Raw genomic sequence first — 14,906 nt, forward strand, 5'->3', positions numbered from 1 at the left:
ATGCCGATAATGGCGTTGCGCGAGACCGGGCTGCCGCGCAGCGCGCTGAAGCGGCCGGCGATGCGGGAGGCCGATAGCCCCTCCTTCAGCCAGGCGGCGATCTCGTCGATTTCCTTTTCGGTGTAGGCGGCAGCCATGTCTCATTCCATTGCTTGCGAAGGTTGCGAAGCGCTCGACTTGAAGCCAAGAGCCAGGGTTCGGCCGCGGGGCGGTTGGTCAGGTCCGGGAAAGGGTTGAGATCAGGCGGCGCCGGGCGCCGCACCAAGCAGGCGAAGAAGGGCCGCCTCGGCGGCGGCCCGGGTCAGGCCCGACACCGCCAGGCCCGCCTTGCGGTCGAACAGGATGACGGTGCCGTCCTCGGTGCGGATGCAGGAGACGAGCCGGCCCGAATTGGGGGCCGGAGCCGGGGGAGGAGCGGCTCCGGCCGTTCCGGTGAACCGGGGTGCGGACGGTTCAGCCGGATCCGAGGCAGAAGCCCCGGAAAGCGTCCGGACCGGGGAGGAGGTCAGTCCGGACGATTGGAATTCGACAGGCGAGGCAAGCGCGTTCATGCCGCCTCCCCTTGCATGGCGGCCGGGGCGCGATGGCCCGCCAGCCATTCGTAGCTGATACCGGCAATGCCGCGCCTGCGGCTCGCGGCCACCACATGCGGCCAGTGCTGCGGCGCGATGCGTCCGCGACGGCGCATCTGGCGGGCGGCTTCATAGCCGCAGCCGACATCTGCGGCGAAGGCGCCGATACTCTGCCAGGAATCAATTAGCCCCGAGATGCTCGTGGGCGGCCCCGGCACATTCGCGGCGGAGATGCTCGCAGGGAATGCGGAAACGCTTGCGGTAGGCTCATTCATGCGCTAAGCGTACGTTATGTACGAATGACGTGCAAGCGAAATCGTACAATTTGGACGATAATTTTCAGGCATTTTGTACGATGATGGATTCTCGGCACAGATTGCAGCAGGCGCGCGCCCAGGCCGGCTATGCCTCGCCCAGCGATGCCGCTCGGGCCTTGCGCGAAATCAACAAGAACACGCTTATCAGCCATGAGAACGGCAACCGGCCGCTGTCGCGCAAGGCGGCGGAGAAATACGGCCGGCTGTTCGGCGTCGACCCGGGCTGGCTCTTGTTTGACGCCGACGGCGTCGAAGCCGCGCCTGTGCACCTCGCCGCCTCGCCCATCACCATCGACGTGCCGATCGTATCGTGGATCAGCGCCGGCGAACTCGGCAGCCAGGACAGCGTGGTCAACCTTTCGGACTACCCGACCATCCCCACCGCCGATCTCGAGGAAGGCGAGTGGATTGCGCTGCGCGTCGACGGACCGTCGATGAACAAGATCTCGCCGCCGGATTCGATCATCTTCGTCAACCTGCGCGACAAGCGGCTGGTGACCAATGGCTGCTATGTGATCGCCGACGAAACCGGCCGCGCCACCTACAAGCGCTACCGCCCGAACGACACCCCGCCCTTCCAGCCGGCGTCCTATCTCGACATCCCGCCGCCGGAGCTCGAAGGCGCGATCACCATCATCGGGCGGGTCAAGCGCTCAATGATCGATATGTGAGAGACAATCTCGCTGAGAAACCGTCGCTCAACGAAGAACAAGAAGAACGTCGCGTTGCCAGGCTTTGAGGGTTGCGTTCTTTGGCCGAGAGCGAACACAGGATAGCGTTCGCAATTTCTGCTTGCATTTCGGAACAAAAACGGAACTATATAGGCAATTGCAGCCGCTGCCGCGGCAACTCCGGGGGGAGGATCAAAACATGTCACGCCGCACCGGCGCGTTCACCCGCGCATTCGTTGCATGGCTTTCATTTGGCCCGCTTTTGGCGCCGGCGGGAATAGTGGTGACGCTTGGCGGGCTTCGCAGTCCGGCCCTCGCAGAGAGCAAGGATTACGCTACTTGCTTCAGCGACGGCGCCCTCTCCGCCGACCAGCAGATTAGCGTCTGCACGCCCATCGCCGAGGACAGCGCCGAGATTCCCGATCTTCGCGTTAACGCCTATTTCTGGCGTGGCCTGGCTTACACGCAGAAGAACGATATCGACCGCGTCATCGCCGACATGACCGACGTGCTCGCGCTTGATCCGACATACGTGCCCGCCTTTACCAATCGCGCCATTGCCTGGGAGAGCAAGGCAGATTTCGAGCGAGCCGTCGCGGACTACACTCGCGCAATCGCGCTCACGCCGGACGATGCCAACCTCTATGCCGACCGCGCCAGGGCACTCAACAAGAAAGGCGAGCACGACCGTGCGATTGTCGAATGCGACAAGGCGATCGACATCGATCCCGCCAACGAGATGGCCTATGGCGTGCGCGGCGTCGCCTGGGAGGACAAGGGCGACGCCACGCGGGCCCAAGCCGACTATGACAAAGCAGAGAGCGTCCGCGCGGACCCCATCACGCCTTACCATGACCGCGCACTTTCATGGATCGCCAAGGGCGAGCGCAGGCGCGCGGAAGCCGATTGCAAGCACATCGCCGGCGTCGATGCGGACAAAGGGCGTGATTGCTCACGCCGGATCGCCGAGGCTTTTGGCGAGCCGCGCGACGGAGGTGGCGAGAAAACCGCCACCGCCCAAAATGCGGTCGGCATAGAATGGCAGGAAAAGGGCGACCATACCCGCGCCATCGCCGCATTCGACGAGGCGATCCGGCTCAATCCAGCAAGTTCCGCATTCTACTTCAACCGCGCCAAGAGCTGGGGCTTAAAGAAGAACTATGCCCGCGCTATCGCCGATCTGGATGAAGCCGTACGCCGCGACCCGGCCAACGCCCCGGCTTACCGCGTGCGCGGCATGACTATGGCTCGAGTCGGCAATTCGAAAGAGGCGCTTGCCGATCTCGACAAAGCGATTTCCATCAGTTCCGACGATCCAAAATCTTATTTCGAGAGGGCGCTTGTCTGGGAGGCGAGCGATCCTGATAAGGCAATAGCGGACCTGGACAAGGCAATCGCGCTCGACCCGGCCAACGCGGACTACCGAAAGGAAAGACTGAGCGTCCAGATTGGCAAGCGCAGGGCCGAGGGGCAACCCGTGCTGCAGTCACCGGGCGCTACGACCAGTCAGGCTCATGTCCCAATCCCAGCTGAGCCGCAGGCGGCCAAGCCTATCGCGCCTCCCACGTATGAGCCGCCGCAACTCTATGCCAAGCGCGACAATTCCGCCGCCATCGACTGGAATATGAAATCGGGGTTGCAGCAGATGCAGGTCGACCCCAAGGGCGCGATAGATACATTCAGCTTTGTCATCGGCCTCGATCCCTACAACGCCGATGCCTACTACCACCGATCCATCGCGGAGGCCTTGCTTGGCAATTTCGACCTCGCCGTCGGCGACTGCCGGCGAGCCGTCGAGCTCGACCCGAAGCGGGCAGGCACGTGCAGGGAACACCTGCCCGGCGAGCAAGGCAAGCCGACCGCCGCGAAGCCAGGCAGGGATCCGGCGACCGCCAGGATCCTGCTCGAGCGCGCCCAGATGCGGCTGTCGAAATATGGCGTGGACGGCGCATTGCTCGATTTCGACAAGGCCATCAGCCTCGATCCCGAAAACGCCGACGCCTATTTCGGTCGCAGCCGCGCCCGGATGCTCAAGGGCGATCAGGCCGGCGCGGCAGTCGATTGCCGGCGTGCCATCGAACTCGACCTGAAGCGGACTGGAAGCTGTGACGAGCAGGCTGCCGTTGGCGAAAACAGGCCGGCGCCGCCAGTGGGCATGCAACAGTTGCAGCCCTCTGTTGCGGCCGCCGTTGAAACCTTGGCCAAGCAACTCGGCCAAGGCAAAGCGAGCCCAACGCGAATACTGTCCGCTTCAAAGATGCTGGAGGCGGCCGAGGCGACCGACCCACGTGTCCTGAGCGCCGTGCAGAGCGGCGACACCTTTTCCGACGCGGGCAAATATGACCATGCCATCGCAGAGTATGAGAAGGCGATCGCGCTCGACCCCAGTAGCCCATTCGCCTATTTCGGCCGCGGCAAGGCCTTGGCCGCCAAGCGCGCCTACGACCTGGCGATCGCCGACTACGATCGGGTGATCCAGCTCGTTCCGGATCTGGTCTCGGCCCATATTCGCCGGGGGATGGCCAAAACCATGTCGGGCGATGTCGAGGGCGCGCTTGCCGATTGTGGCCATGCCGCCACGCTCGACCCGAAGGCGCGCGACGCGTTCTTTTGCAAGGGCATGGCCTGGCACGCCAAGGGCGACGGCGGGCGGGCGATCACGGCCTATTCATTAGCGATCGCGATCGATCCGAAAGACGCCGCCAGCTATTATGGGCGCGGCATGGCACGGGCCGACAGGAAGGACTATGACGGCGCCATCGCCGATTTCGACCGGGCAATCGACCTCGACCCGCACAATCCGGATTACCTGGTCAGCCGCAAGGCGGCCGACGCGGCAAGAGGAAAAGGCGATGTCGCGGCCGAAGCCGGCGGGCCTGATCCGAAGAAGCTCAAGGCTTTCATCGATCTCGGCGATGCCCTCTACAAGAGGCACAAATTTGATCGCGCCATTGCCGAATACAACAAAGCCATCACGCTCGATCCGAAAATGGCGTCCGCATATCTGGGGCGCGGCATGTCGCTGGTAGCGAAGGGCAAGTATGACGCGGCCATCGATGATTACGGCAAGGTGATCGAACTCTATCCTGCCTACGTCGAAGCTTACCTCGGCCGCGCCGTCGCCTGGAGCAAGAAGAACGAACTGGATCGAGCGATCGCCGATTTCAGCCGCGCGGCCAAGATCGACCCCAGTTCTGCGCCAATCTATTTCGGGCGTGGCAGCGCCTGGCTCGCCAACGGCGATTACGACCAGGCGATTGCGGACTACGACCAGGCGCTCAGGCTGGATCCAAGGCTGGCCCTAGCCGAGGAGGGCCGCAAGCTCGCCGTGGCGGCCAAACGCAAATCAGCCGGAAGCGAACCTGTCGGCTCTGACCAGAGCAAGTTGAAGACCATCGTCGACCACGGCTACGTCTGGTACAAGAAACGCAAGTATGCACGCGCCACCACCGCGTTCGAACAGGCCATCGCGCTCGATCCGAAAAACCCCGCCGGCTATCGCGGACGGGCGATGGTCCGCACCGACACCCATGACTATGATGGCGCCATTGCCGATTTCAGCAAGGTCATCGAACTCGCGCCGAAGAGCAGCGATGCCTATTTTGGGCGTGCCGCTTTGTGGGGGAAGAAAAACGAGCTTGACCGGGCGTTAGCCGACTATGACCGAGGCCTCGACATCGATCAGAGTTGGAGCATGGCCTATTACGGACGGGCAACCAAAAGGCTGGAGAAGGCCGATTACGAGGGTGCGATGACAGACTTCGACAAGGCGATCGAACTGGATCCCAAAGTCGCGCGCTTCTACATCGATCGCGGCTTTGCCTATGCGGCAAAAAAGGACATCGACAGCGCAACGCGAGACTTCAACAAGGCGATCAGCCTGGACCGGAAGAAGAGCGCTGGCGCCCATTTCGGTCTAGGTGCAATCAAGGAAAGCCAAGGCGACCACGATGGCGCCATCGCCGAGTACAGCCGCTCTATCGAGATCGACCCGACATATGCCGACGCCTACGATTTGAGGGCACATTCCTGGAGAGCTAAGGGCGATTTGAAGCGCGCCGAGGCCGACCGCAAGAAGGCGCTGAGCCTCGGACTGAACTAGACAGGCATTTTAGAGGGGCGGATGTCGCGTTGGAAATGGTTGCAGGTGGAGGCGGTCGTCCCCTTTGAGCTTCGTTGAGGCAAAAGTGCTACCAGCGATGTTCGGCGGCGGCAGATATCACCATGAGTCGGTGGCGAAGCCGCCCCAGCCTGTGACCACCGCCTACATCGATGCCTAGATCCGGAAGCAGGATCTCCAGATCGTTGAGGCTATCGCACGCGAATTTCCGGACGACTACGATGCGATGCTGCGCAAGATCACTGCCGCCGCCCAGACCGGAAGCCAAACAGAAGTGCGCAATACCAGCAGACAGGCGGTCGCCGATCTGCGGCACAGATATGCACCGCTCCTGCTTTCAGCTCCGGACAGCGCGGTCTCGCAAGCGCTTTCGGCGCAACTCGACATGCTCAATCATGTCATGGCGCGCGTAACGCCGGCCACTGCAACAATTACCTGCGCTACGGGTAGGTCTCGAAGTATGGCCTTTCCTTCAACGCCTTGCCGTTGCGGTCGAGCAGTATTCCCGAGGCAAACAAATACCCGCCCATCGCTTCCATCTTCGCCATGTCCATGGTGCCGATGGCGCCGTTAGCACCCTTCAAAAATGCCGGTCGTTCAGCGCCGGGTTGTGAGCGTGTCCTTGTTCGCCGCGATCAGCGGGTCGCCTGCGTGCTTCGCGCGGTCGACGGCGAAGGCGTAGCCGGCCCGCGTCCCTCGAAAAAAGCAGCGGCGGCTTGTCGGTTGGCGCCAACGAACACGTTTCCGGAAACGATCAAGGTAGTGTGCTCGCCCGGCAGCCGTAATCGGCGTAACGGAAGCTGCGCTGCTCCAAGCTTCCAAGCCCGGCCTCAACGCCTTCCAGGTCGAGTCTTCGGGCGTGACGTCGACCGCACCGGGCAAACCGTTTCCCCAATCCGCAGAAGAGCGGCCCATCTCTCTTAGGAGATGCCGGTCGTTATAAGATTTTTACCAGTTTCTTATAATGCTCTTGAATCTCGCCGAATAAGGCCCAGTTATAAGAAAATTGCAGGTTTCTTATAAGGCTGCGCACGCCCGGGAGCGGCCATGAAAACCATCGATCTTGCCTATCGTACCCTCTATGCCGAGCTGGTGCAGCGCAGCCTGGATGCCTCCTTCGAGACCGAATTCTCGACGGCAGGCAATTTCGTGCGCGTGCCGGTGAAAGGCCGCGACTACTGGTATTTCGAAGAGACGCGGCCGCAAAAGTTCAGGTGCTATGTCGGCCCGGCGGAAGATCCCGAGATCGCCAAACGGGTCGCGGCCTTCAAGGAGATCAAGGACGATCTCAGGGCTCGCCGCAAGCTGGTCTCCACGCTGGTTCGCGACGCCGGCCTGGCGGCGCCCGATGCTTTCAGTGGCGACGTCGTCGAGGCGCTGGAAAAGGCCGGGCTCTTCCGCCTGCGCGCGGTGCTCGTCGGCACCGTCGCCTTCCAGACCTATGCAGGGCATCTCGGCGTCAAACTGCCAGGAGCCGCGCTGCAGACCGGCGATGCCGACTTTGCCCAGTTCCATTCCGTCTCGGCCGAAGTCGACGACAGCATGCCGCCGCTCATCGAGGTGCTGAAGGCGGTCGACCCGACATTCCGGGAAATCCCGCACCGAACCGATGCGGGGCGCACGACGCAGTTCGAGAATGCTTCGCGCTACCGCATAGAATTCCTCACTCCGAACCGAGGCAGCGACGAGCATGCTGACCATGCCAGCCCGATGCCGTCGCTGGGCGGCGCCTCGGCCCAGCCCTTGCGCTTCCTCGATTTCCTGATCCGCGACCCGGTGCGGGCAGTGCTGCTCCACCGCTCCGGCGTGCCGGTGCTGGTCCCATCGCCCGAACGCTTTGCGGCCCACAAGCTGATCGTCGCGGCGCGACGCGAACGAAGCGCTGCCGCCAAGCGGGAAAAGGACCTGCATCAAGCGAGCCTGCTGATCGAGGCGCTCGAGACGACGCGTCGGCGAGACGACCTCGCCCATGCCTTCGCGGAAGCGTGGAACCGGGGCGAAGCATGGCGTGAGGCGCTGCGCAAAGGCTCGCAACTGCTTCAGCCGGACAGGCGCGAGATGGTGGACCTGGTCCTCGGCAGGGCGCTCGACGAAGCGCGCATCGAGCTCGACGGTTTCATGAGACGGTCCAGGTGAGGTATCGTTCAAATTGTACGAAACGTTCTTGATTACTTTTCGTACCTAATGTACGATATTGCCCTTCGTTGAGGGGATATTCTTGAACACCGCGAACCATGCCGCTTTCGCCGACCTTTCCCACCCATTGCTCTCGCCTTTGCCGCTCGCCGAGCGCGAACGCCTGGTCGGCGCGTGGCGCATGGCCAGCCAGGACATCGCCGACGACATCCGCTTCATCCGGCAATATCTGAAGGTGATCGCGGAGAAGGACGACCGGCTTTCGACCGGCACGCTGGTGCACGGCCGCGCCTATGTCGAGGCCTGCGCGGCCTGGCTGCCCGAAACGATCGCGCGATATTTGAGGAACCTCAGGCTGATCAGCGAATGCGAGTGCGCGATGACTGCGGCGGGCGTGCGCTTTGCAAAATCCAGCGATGCTTGGGAGTGAGATGTCTTCCTTCTTCGCGGAAGAAGACCACCAATCGCGAGGAGACAGAGGGGGCGCAAAGGAGCGCGGCGGCGGAACGGTTTCCGCCCGCGCCGGGTGCAGAGAATTCCCTTTTGCAACTTTCGGATGCACCTCGACAAATGTATCGTTTCACACAATTGCCAATTGGTGGACGCGGGCGAGCGGCCGGTAGTTAATTCCTTTCGGGCGAAAAGGCATAGTCGCGTACCAGGGAGGAACTCGTTTGATAGACCAGCAAATCGACATCGGCGCACCAGCCGACGATCAGCCTTACGAAGTCACCTCATTCGCCAGGAAGCATGGGCTGACGATCCCGATCGCGGACGCGGTGCTTTTTGCCAAGGGTCCGTCGCCGTCGCGGGCGGCCTGCGATACCGCCGCGCTGGCTTTCCTCTGCGCCGTTGCGCAATACGCCAGAAAGCAAGGGAGGCGATAGCCGTTCAGCCTCCACCTCCGCGCCCTAAATCTTCGGGCGCGGGCTTGCTACATTTCGATTGTGCGGATGGCAGCGGCGGAACGGCCGCTGGGGTCAGGTCTTGGCTTTCGGCTTGGCAGGAGCCTTGGCCTTGGCGGGGCCTTTGACGGGCGTTTCGGCCTTGGCCGACTTCGGCTTGGCGGCGGCCGTCTTTTTGGGCGCGGCCTTGGACTTCGGCTTTACTTCGGCGTCGATCTCGGCGGCCGCCTGGTCCCAGTGCTCCATATGCGCGCCTTCCGGCCGGCCGGCCTGCTCCCAGATCTCGTGCGCCCGCCGGCGAATGCGTTCCTGCCTGTCGTCCGTCACTGTCGCCTCCTTTGAGTGGGGCCGCTCCCCGACGGAAACATTAGCTGAATTTTCCGGTGGCGTCTTGCGCATCGACGCGTAGGTGCCTGAACGTCGGCAGCGATTTCTTCAGTGCACGTCGGAGACGATCGCAACGCCCAGATACGCCGCCTTCTTTGTAATCAATGCGGCTAAATCGGCGTCAGAGCGTTCGGTTCCGGTGCGCCTGCGCAGCAGGCCAATCGCTTCCTTCATCGATAAGAGGCCAGTGCGGCGTTCGGCCAGAAGCTGGTCGACCGCCTTTGCACAGTCGACTGATTCGACATGGGGGTGATGCATGGCTGCGACTCCTTCCTAGGAGCCGGCATCCCCCCGCCGGCATGGCGGGAGGATCGGGGCTCGTAAGCGTAAGATCACTCGATGACGTGGATGACCCTGCGTGTACCAGGATCGATCAGGACAGTGCGATCGTTGACCACGGCATATCTGTACTGAACGTCCGGCACCTCCCGCAGCTCGACCGTGTCAGGCACCGTCGAGCCGACGCCCAGTTCCAGCCCCAGTATGTTGACCGAGGCGATCGGGTGCTTGTGGACATATTCCTTGACGACAGTCTGCTGCTCCGGCGTGACGATGATCTGGTCCGCAGCGGCAAAGCCTACGCCGGCGATCAGAGCAAGGCCGGCAACAGCAGGAATAAGGGTGCGTTTCATCATAAGTCTCCTGTTGTGTTGGCGAGCTCCGCCCGCCTCCGCCGTCGCGGAAACCTGGCAGGTCGAACATAGGAGCTCCCGGGGCAAACGCGTGCATTGGGGTCTTGTTCCGTCTGCGGCGCCTAATTGATTGTTGCCGGCGGAACCGCCGGGGCAGCTTCGCATTGTTTGAATTGAATAAATTCGACCAGCAAAGGCCCGCCATGACTGCAGTTCACATCACAAGCGACATGCCGCTCCGCGCGCCGGTGGCGATCGCAGTCGGGGCCGGTTTCAAGCGCGAGATCGCTTCCCTGGCGGCGATGCAGAATTTCCTCAAAGAATGGCCGCCGGCAATGCGCGGCGACTGTTATGCCGCGGCCGTGCAGACCTGCGAGGCGGCGCGGACAGGCGAGAGGAAACTCGGGGAAGCGCGGCAGGCCTTCGTGGCATTCGCTCAGAAGGCCGGCATTCTGTGGACCGGCGTCGACCCCGTCACCGCGCTACGCGAAGCCAAGATCAGACGTCTCAAGGCCAGGAGCATAAGCCAGCAGCGCCGGCAATGGCCGCTGGCGTGACAGGCCGCTGAAGTCTGGGCCTATAGGATCGGGCTTATCGAACCAAGCATCATCGAAAAAGCCCTCGCGGCCGAAGGCTTTTGTCGCGTAGCGCCGCTCACTGCCGCCCAGTGCTGGACGGCAGCCAGTCGACATCGATAACGGCTGTCAGTTCAGCGAAGCTTCGCACGACTCGGTGAGGAAAGATGCGGCGATCAGATCGTCCGCATCGATGCGTAGGGAGCCATCGCCGCCCCCCATTATGGCCGCGACCTTCTGGAAGGTCTTTATTTCATGTGCGGTGATGTGGGCGTCTTCCATCCTGGCCCGCAACTCGGCGACGCGCATCCCGAGCGAGCGGGATGTTCCGATTTCTCGTTTCGACATGTTAACTAGTCCTCCTCGCCCCTGCCCATGCCTGTTCGCCGCCGCCCGATTCTGCTCTCTGCCACCGGTTTGTGTTGCCTATGAGACAGGTTTGTTTCTGCCACCCGTTTGTGTTGCCTATGAGACAGATTTGACCCAAAGCGCCCAACTTGGGTGTGGGTCAAAGGTTCCGTTAGCATATCGTAAATTAATAATTTTCCGTTAACTGCCCGCCGCCGTGACCGGCGGCGGGCCATCCGTTCGGCCGATTACGCTGTCGGTTAATTGAGCACCTTGATGATCTTGCGCGTGCCGGGGTCGACGATCACAGTCCGGTTATCGACCACGACATAGCGATATTTGACGTTCGGCACCTCGTGCAGTTCGACCGTCTCGGGAAGCGTGCTGCCGATGTTCAGCTCGATGCCGGGAACCTTCACCGAAGCCAGCGGCTGCTTTTGCACATATTCCTTGATGACGGTTTCCTGCTCGGGCGCGATCACGACGGTGTCCTGCGCAGCGACGGCGCCAGCGCCGGCGAGAAGCAGGAGGGCCGCGGCGGCGGTGGTGATGTGCATTTTCATGGTCGTCTCCTTTGTGTGGTCAATCGCCTCCTCTGCTGCGCCTGCGATTTCCACAGCCGATCGGCACCGTCCTAACGCCGAGGACCGCGGCTTGTTCCTGCAAAATTCCGCGCATCCGCCGGCGTAAGAACGCCGCCGCCGCTTGGCAAAACAATCTCGGAACAATGCCTTCCAAGTCGTGTTTAACCAACGAAGGGACCGACTTTCCGAGGAGAAATCAGATGAAGCATCTTCTGATCACGAGCATGATCGCGCTCGGCGTTGGTTGCGGCGCCGCGATGGCGCAGACCGAGTCCGTGCAGCCGAGCGGCGGCGATAGTTGTGCCGCCGGCCAGGCCGACTGCCCGAAGGGCGGCAAGGCTGGCGAGCAGGCCCAAGGCAAGATGAAGTCTCAGACCGAGCAGAATGCCCAGGGCACCACCAAGATGAAGACTGAGCAGAATGCCCAGGGCGAGGCTGGCACCAGCACCGAGCAGAACGCCGAGGACAATACGCAGCTGAAGAAGAAGCAGCAGGCGCAGGGCAAGGCCGACACAAAGACTGAGCAGAACGCTCAGGACAATACCACGCTGAAGAAGAAACAGCAGGCCCAGGACAAGACCGGCACCAGCACCGAACAGAATGCTGACAGCAACACAAAGGTGCAGACCGAGCAGAATGCTCAGGGCAAGACCGGCACCACCACCGACCAGAACGCCCAGGGCACCACCAAGATGCAGACCGAGCAGAACGCTCAGGGCAACGTCCAGACCGACCAGGACAAGACGGCCTCGATCACCAATGTGACGGTCGAGCAGCGGACGCAGATCACGCAGATCATCCGCGAGACCAACGTCCAGCCGGTTCGCGATGTCAGCTTCGACATCTCGGTCGGGGTCGAGGTTCCGCGGCAAAAGATCCGGCTGCATCGCCTGCCGGCCCGCATCGTCAAGATCGTCCCGGCTTACGAAACCTATATGTATTTCGTGCTGGCCGACGGGCGCATCGTGATCGTGGATCCGGACACCTACAAGATCGTCGTGATCCTGGAGGCCTGATCCAGACAGCATTTCAGACAGGAGGCCTGCCGTGCCGCATGGCATGGCGGGCTTTTCTTATGTCGCTTCAGCCGCGGGCGCAAACGCCCCTCTCCCCGAGGCCGGGGCAGCCCCATCAAAGCCTTATCGCCCGCCCTCACCGGAACACAGCCGTCGGACTGAGGTCTGGTTTGGCAGGGCATTGGTCCCCCTCTCGAAACATACAGGCAGTTATCTTGTTGGATCATGACTGGCGAGCATGGGTCCCTTCATCGTCGGTTGTTGTTGCACCCGCCGCTACCTGCGATGCGGCGGGTGCTCCTTTTGGGGGTGCTGCATGCAACTCGGAGAGATCATTGCGAACCTGTTCGCCGCCGTTCTTCTGATCTGCGTTGTGGCGCTTGTGTTCTTCGCAGGCGGCAGGCCACTCTGGCCGGATCGCGAGGCCAAGATGGTCATCCTCTTGCCGCCGGATGCCATGAGAACGGGATCGGTCAGGGCGCTGGCGCACGTTCGCCTGCCCGACGCCTTCGATACAAGAATGGTGCAGCGAAGGCCCAATCCCGATAGCCGGTGGGCCAGCCCCTAGCCGGCCGCGACGTGATCCGGCCGAAATGGGGGTCAGAGCTAACCCTCCACTTCTTTCGCGGAAAGGCGGAGAGGTCGGCCTCCCGCCGATGAAGGGACGTGCTCGGCGGGCGGGCACTGCGGCGATCGTCAGAGGGCGTCAGCTCAGCAGCATTGCGGCAGCGGCGAAGACGATGCGCGTTCCAAAAGCAGGCGCAACAAGCCAGCGCGCCGCGTAGACGCTGCCGTCCATTAGCTACTCCTGATCATCGTTCCGCGAGGGAACGGAATCGGCCTCGGCTGGGTTCCTCAGGCGTAGGTCCTTCGGCGGGCCGGAATTAAGACCTATGGCAAGGGGTCTGCGTGAAGTCTTGCGATCCTGGCGGAAAAAGTGCAAGGGTCAAAATGGGTAGAGCAATGGGCGAGATCGTCGAAGACCCTAACTGGTCGCGGCGCTCGGTTGGGCAAATGTATTTTCCGCAGTTTCTTGTGGGAATGACGGCAACGCTTCTGGTGGTTCTCGGCTGGACCTTCATGTCCACCGGGTCCGTCTGGCAGTCGCTTGGCTGGACGTTCCTGGCGGGCGTGGTGCTGCAGGCAGGCTACTTCGTGGCCGTGCTGTGGCTCGTGCAAGCCGAAGGCCGGGCCACGGACGAGAGCAAGGCGAGCGACGCCGGCGCCCCCGCCAAGCTGCCCGGCCCGTTCGAGCGCGACGGCATCGTCCACGCGCTGATCTCGCGGCTGTTCCCGAGGCTGCTGCCGTAAGGCGGCTCAGCGTCCGGCCGAAGCCCCAACGCCGTCATCGTTGGGCGTAGCGACGCGAAGCGGAGCGAAGACCCGAGAACCCACGCTGTGACCTCGTCGAGGAACGCAGCGCGGCGGAATTCTCAACCGTCGTCACGCTCTGAGCTTACGGCCTGCAGTCTGCGCCGCGTCGCTTCGCTCCCTGCTCCGCCACAGGATGACGTGCCAATCTTGGCCGCGTGCGATCGAGCAATTGAGCGCGTCGCACTGGGCCGGTTCAGGCGACGCGCTGTTGGGTGCACCGTTACTGCGCCGGAGCAACCGTGGCCGAGCGCACCGTCTCTGCGGACGAGAAGACGATGAAGGCAAAGGTCAGCACCGCGGCGGCGACGATCAGCGAGCCGATCGCCACGACCGGCTCGATCTCCGGATGGCCTGCGGCCAGCATCCAGTAGAGCGCCGGCAGCATGATCACGAGGCCAACCGTGTAGAGACCGTAGTGGATCATGGCGATGCGGCGCTCGGCCTTGGCCGGATTGAGCGCGTAGTAACCGCCGAAGATCGCGCTGGTCACCCAGCCGAGAAGGTTGATGTGGGCGTGCGCCGGGAAGGCGCCGTGGTCGCCCGAAATCGCCATCTGCAGCCCGGCGCCTATGCCCAGGATGAGAAAGACGATGGCCGTCTTGAAGAAAAGCTCCGAAACCCGTGGCATTTTGTTGTCCTCCCAATGCCCTGTGAAATCCTTCACCCGCTAAGTCTACACACCGCAATGCATATTAGCCACACGACAGCGACGTTTTGGTGTGCATTGCGCACAGCGTCAGGCGAGGCAAAAAGACTCGCAAGGTCGGCGGCGGCGGGGCAGCGCTCCCGGGCCCGCAGTTGTTTTCCCCAATGCAGGGCGGCTCGCAAAAGAAATTGCCCGTTCCCCATTCCAACGCCGGCTTTTATATCGTAGCACGACATTCACAGCGAGATCTCGGGGGTGGCAACCGGGGGCCGGGAGCTGACCACGCAGCTCCCGGTCAAACTCGTTTTCGGCGCGCCGATTTTCGACTACCCGGTCTGCGTCACCGCCGTCGGTTCTGCCACCGTTTCAAACACGTGGCACAACGCCGACCAAAACCGACGAAAGGCTTCCAGCGGTGCGGACGCCGAGGGATTTTTAGCTATTCCTTAACTAATGTTATTCGGTCGGTACACCCCCGCATGTTAACCTTCGGACGCGGGTAGAAGCCGTCTGACCACCTCGGCTTTTGCTACTTTTGGGCTCGCCTCAAGGGCGAGCCTTTTTTTGAACTCCGCCTGTGCCTCGGCGTGGCGTTTCTGCTCGCCGCAACCAGGATTCCCCCC

General features: G+C 62.4%; 19 protein-coding genes. 9 read left to right on the forward strand and 10 right to left on the reverse strand.

Annotation, left to right across the window (positions count from 1 at the left end; genetic code table 11):
• Nucleotides 1-239 precede the first annotated feature (239 nt).
• Together EOA75_RS04485 and EOA75_RS04490 are read right to left on the reverse strand one after the other, a co-directional pair.
• Nucleotides 240-551: a hypothetical protein gene (locus EOA75_RS04485; RefSeq protein WP_127216645.1), complete on the reverse strand. Its 312-nt coding sequence runs from the start codon at nt 549-551 to the stop codon at nt 240-242.
• Complete coding sequence (locus tag EOA75_RS04490; protein WP_245466560.1) at nt 548-847, reverse strand: hypothetical protein; 300 nt, start codon at nt 845-847, stop codon at nt 548-550. Before EOA75_RS04490 ends, EOA75_RS04485 begins: the two co-directional genes overlap by 4 nt.
• Nucleotides 848-927: 80 nt before the next feature.
• Between EOA75_RS04490 and EOA75_RS04495 the strand changes: the two genes are divergently transcribed.
• Nucleotides 928-1,560 (forward strand): XRE family transcriptional regulator, encoded by a 633-nt coding sequence (locus EOA75_RS04495; RefSeq protein ID WP_067321658.1) that lies wholly within the window; start codon nt 928-930, stop codon nt 1,558-1,560.
• A 199-nt stretch (nt 1,561-1,759) separates the two neighbouring features.
• Nucleotides 1,760-5,662, forward strand: coding sequence for a tetratricopeptide repeat protein (locus EOA75_RS04500; protein WP_127216646.1), 3,903 nt, complete (start codon nt 1,760-1,762; stop codon nt 5,660-5,662).
• Between the two features lie 88 nt (nt 5,663-5,750).
• Here the strand turns inward: EOA75_RS04500 and EOA75_RS04505 are convergent, their stop codons facing one another.
• Both EOA75_RS04505 and EOA75_RS33900 read right to left on the reverse strand, forming a co-directional pair.
• Nucleotides 5,751-5,996: a hypothetical protein gene (locus EOA75_RS04505; protein WP_127216647.1), complete on the reverse strand. Its 246-nt coding sequence runs from the start codon at nt 5,994-5,996 to the stop codon at nt 5,751-5,753.
• Nucleotides 5,997-6,120: 124 nt separating this feature from the next.
• The gene (locus EOA75_RS33900; protein ID WP_164747276.1) at nt 6,121-6,264 is read right to left on the reverse strand and encodes a hypothetical protein; all 144 of its coding nucleotides are present in this window, start codon (nt 6,262-6,264) and stop codon (nt 6,121-6,123) included.
• Between the two features lie 463 nt (nt 6,265-6,727).
• On the opposite strand from EOA75_RS33900, the gene EOA75_RS04510 reads away from it, so the two are divergent.
• From EOA75_RS04510 to EOA75_RS04520, 3 genes are all read left to right on the forward strand, one after another.
• Nucleotides 6,728-7,816, forward strand: a complete 1,089-nt coding sequence (locus EOA75_RS04510; protein WP_127323717.1) for a GSU2403 family nucleotidyltransferase fold protein — start codon at nt 6,728-6,730, stop codon at nt 7,814-7,816.
• Nucleotides 7,817-7,898: 82 nt separating this feature from the next.
• Entirely contained in the window at nt 7,899-8,246 is a 348-nt protein-coding gene (locus EOA75_RS04515) for a hypothetical protein (RefSeq protein WP_127323718.1), read from the forward strand.
• A 244-nt stretch (nt 8,247-8,490) separates the two neighbouring features.
• Nucleotides 8,491-8,703: a hypothetical protein gene (locus EOA75_RS04520; protein WP_067001092.1), complete on the forward strand. Its 213-nt coding sequence runs from the start codon at nt 8,491-8,493 to the stop codon at nt 8,701-8,703.
• 93 nt (nt 8,704-8,796) lie between these two features.
• Here EOA75_RS04520 and EOA75_RS04525 read toward each other — a convergent pair whose 3' ends face one another.
• The 3 genes from EOA75_RS04525 to EOA75_RS04535 all read right to left on the reverse strand — a co-directional run bounded on the left by EOA75_RS04525 (nt 8,797) and on the right by EOA75_RS04535 (nt 9,740).
• Nucleotides 8,797-9,048, reverse strand: a complete 252-nt coding sequence (locus EOA75_RS04525) for a DUF2934 domain-containing protein (protein WP_067321674.1) — start codon at nt 9,046-9,048, stop codon at nt 8,797-8,799.
• A gap of 108 nt (nt 9,049-9,156) precedes the next feature.
• Nucleotides 9,157-9,366: a hypothetical protein gene (locus tag EOA75_RS04530; RefSeq protein WP_067001047.1), complete on the reverse strand. Its 210-nt coding sequence runs from the start codon at nt 9,364-9,366 to the stop codon at nt 9,157-9,159.
• 74 nt (nt 9,367-9,440) lie between these two features.
• Nucleotides 9,441-9,740, reverse strand: a complete 300-nt coding sequence (locus EOA75_RS04535) for a DUF1236 domain-containing protein (RefSeq protein ID WP_067001089.1) — start codon at nt 9,738-9,740, stop codon at nt 9,441-9,443.
• 203 nt (nt 9,741-9,943) lie between these two features.
• Between EOA75_RS04535 and EOA75_RS04540 the strand changes: the two genes are divergently transcribed.
• On the forward strand, nt 9,944-10,297 hold the full coding sequence (locus EOA75_RS04540) for a DUF982 domain-containing protein (RefSeq protein ID WP_245322363.1): 354 nt from the start codon (nt 9,944-9,946) through the stop codon (nt 10,295-10,297).
• A 147-nt stretch (nt 10,298-10,444) separates the two neighbouring features.
• Here the strand turns inward: EOA75_RS04540 and EOA75_RS04545 are convergent, their stop codons facing one another.
• Together EOA75_RS04545 and EOA75_RS04550 are read right to left on the reverse strand one after the other, a co-directional pair.
• Nucleotides 10,445-10,663 (reverse strand): hypothetical protein, encoded by a 219-nt coding sequence (locus EOA75_RS04545; RefSeq protein WP_067001044.1) that lies wholly within the window; start codon nt 10,661-10,663, stop codon nt 10,445-10,447.
• Between the two features lie 260 nt (nt 10,664-10,923).
• The gene (locus EOA75_RS04550; RefSeq protein WP_067001081.1) at nt 10,924-11,226 is read right to left on the reverse strand and encodes a DUF1236 domain-containing protein; all 303 of its coding nucleotides are present in this window, start codon (nt 11,224-11,226) and stop codon (nt 10,924-10,926) included.
• Between the two features lie 221 nt (nt 11,227-11,447).
• On the opposite strand from EOA75_RS04550, the gene EOA75_RS04555 reads away from it, so the two are divergent.
• The 3 genes from EOA75_RS04555 to EOA75_RS04565 all read left to right on the forward strand — a co-directional run bounded on the left by EOA75_RS04555 (nt 11,448) and on the right by EOA75_RS04565 (nt 13,574).
• A complete protein-coding gene (locus EOA75_RS04555; RefSeq protein ID WP_067321677.1) occupies nt 11,448-12,263 on the forward strand; it encodes a DUF1236 domain-containing protein in 816 nt (271 codons plus the stop codon).
• Nucleotides 12,264-12,579: 316 nt separating this feature from the next.
• On the forward strand, nt 12,580-12,831 hold the full coding sequence (locus EOA75_RS04560) for a polymerase (RefSeq protein ID WP_127323719.1): 252 nt from the start codon (nt 12,580-12,582) through the stop codon (nt 12,829-12,831).
• 395 nt (nt 12,832-13,226) lie between these two features.
• Nucleotides 13,227-13,574 (forward strand): hypothetical protein, encoded by a 348-nt coding sequence (locus EOA75_RS04565; protein WP_245299725.1) that lies wholly within the window; start codon nt 13,227-13,229, stop codon nt 13,572-13,574.
• Between the two features lie 283 nt (nt 13,575-13,857).
• Here the strand turns inward: EOA75_RS04565 and EOA75_RS04570 are convergent, their stop codons facing one another.
• A complete protein-coding gene (locus tag EOA75_RS04570) occupies nt 13,858-14,265 on the reverse strand; it encodes a hypothetical protein (RefSeq protein ID WP_067321684.1) in 408 nt (135 codons plus the stop codon).
• Between the last annotated feature and the right edge of the window lie 641 nt (nt 14,266-14,906).

Source organism: Mesorhizobium sp. M1A.F.Ca.IN.022.07.1.1, from assembly GCF_003997575.1.
In the GTDB taxonomy this organism is placed as follows: Bacteria; Pseudomonadota; Alphaproteobacteria; order Rhizobiales; family Rhizobiaceae; genus Mesorhizobium.

What these genes read in the sequence shown, in the direction of transcription:
- EOA75_RS04565 (WP_245299725.1), top strand. Translation starts at nt 13,227, where the DNA reads ATGGGCGAGATCGTCGAAGACCCTAACTGGTCGCGGCGCTCGGTTGGG.
- EOA75_RS04535 (WP_067001089.1), bottom strand. Translation starts at nt 9,740, where the DNA reads ATGAAACGCACCCTTATTCCTGCTGTTGCCGGCCTTGCTCTGATCGCC.
- EOA75_RS04550 (WP_067001081.1), bottom strand. Translation starts at nt 11,226, where the DNA reads ATGAAAATGCACATCACCACCGCCGCCGCGGCCCTCCTGCTTCTCGCC.
- EOA75_RS04510 (WP_127323717.1), top strand. Translation starts at nt 6,728, where the DNA reads ATGAAAACCATCGATCTTGCCTATCGTACCCTCTATGCCGAGCTGGTG.
- EOA75_RS04555 (WP_067321677.1), top strand. Translation starts at nt 11,448, where the DNA reads ATGAAGCATCTTCTGATCACGAGCATGATCGCGCTCGGCGTTGGTTGC.
- EOA75_RS04545 (WP_067001044.1), bottom strand. Translation starts at nt 10,663, where the DNA reads ATGTCGAAACGAGAAATCGGAACATCCCGCTCGCTCGGGATGCGCGTC.
- EOA75_RS04490 (WP_245466560.1), bottom strand. Translation starts at nt 847, where the DNA reads ATGAATGAGCCTACCGCAAGCGTTTCCGCATTCCCTGCGAGCATCTCC.
- EOA75_RS04530 (WP_067001047.1), bottom strand. Translation starts at nt 9,366, where the DNA reads ATGCATCACCCCCATGTCGAATCAGTCGACTGTGCAAAGGCGGTCGAC.
- EOA75_RS04500 (WP_127216646.1), top strand. Translation starts at nt 1,760, where the DNA reads ATGTCACGCCGCACCGGCGCGTTCACCCGCGCATTCGTTGCATGGCTT.
- EOA75_RS04560 (WP_127323719.1), top strand. Translation starts at nt 12,580, where the DNA reads ATGCAACTCGGAGAGATCATTGCGAACCTGTTCGCCGCCGTTCTTCTG.
- EOA75_RS04485 (WP_127216645.1), bottom strand. Translation starts at nt 551, where the DNA reads ATGAACGCGCTTGCCTCGCCTGTCGAATTCCAATCGTCCGGACTGACC.
- EOA75_RS04495 (WP_067321658.1), top strand. Translation starts at nt 928, where the DNA reads ATGATGGATTCTCGGCACAGATTGCAGCAGGCGCGCGCCCAGGCCGGC.
- EOA75_RS04570 (WP_067321684.1), bottom strand. Translation starts at nt 14,265, where the DNA reads ATGCCACGGGTTTCGGAGCTTTTCTTCAAGACGGCCATCGTCTTTCTC.
- EOA75_RS04540 (WP_245322363.1), top strand. Translation starts at nt 9,944, where the DNA reads ATGACTGCAGTTCACATCACAAGCGACATGCCGCTCCGCGCGCCGGTG.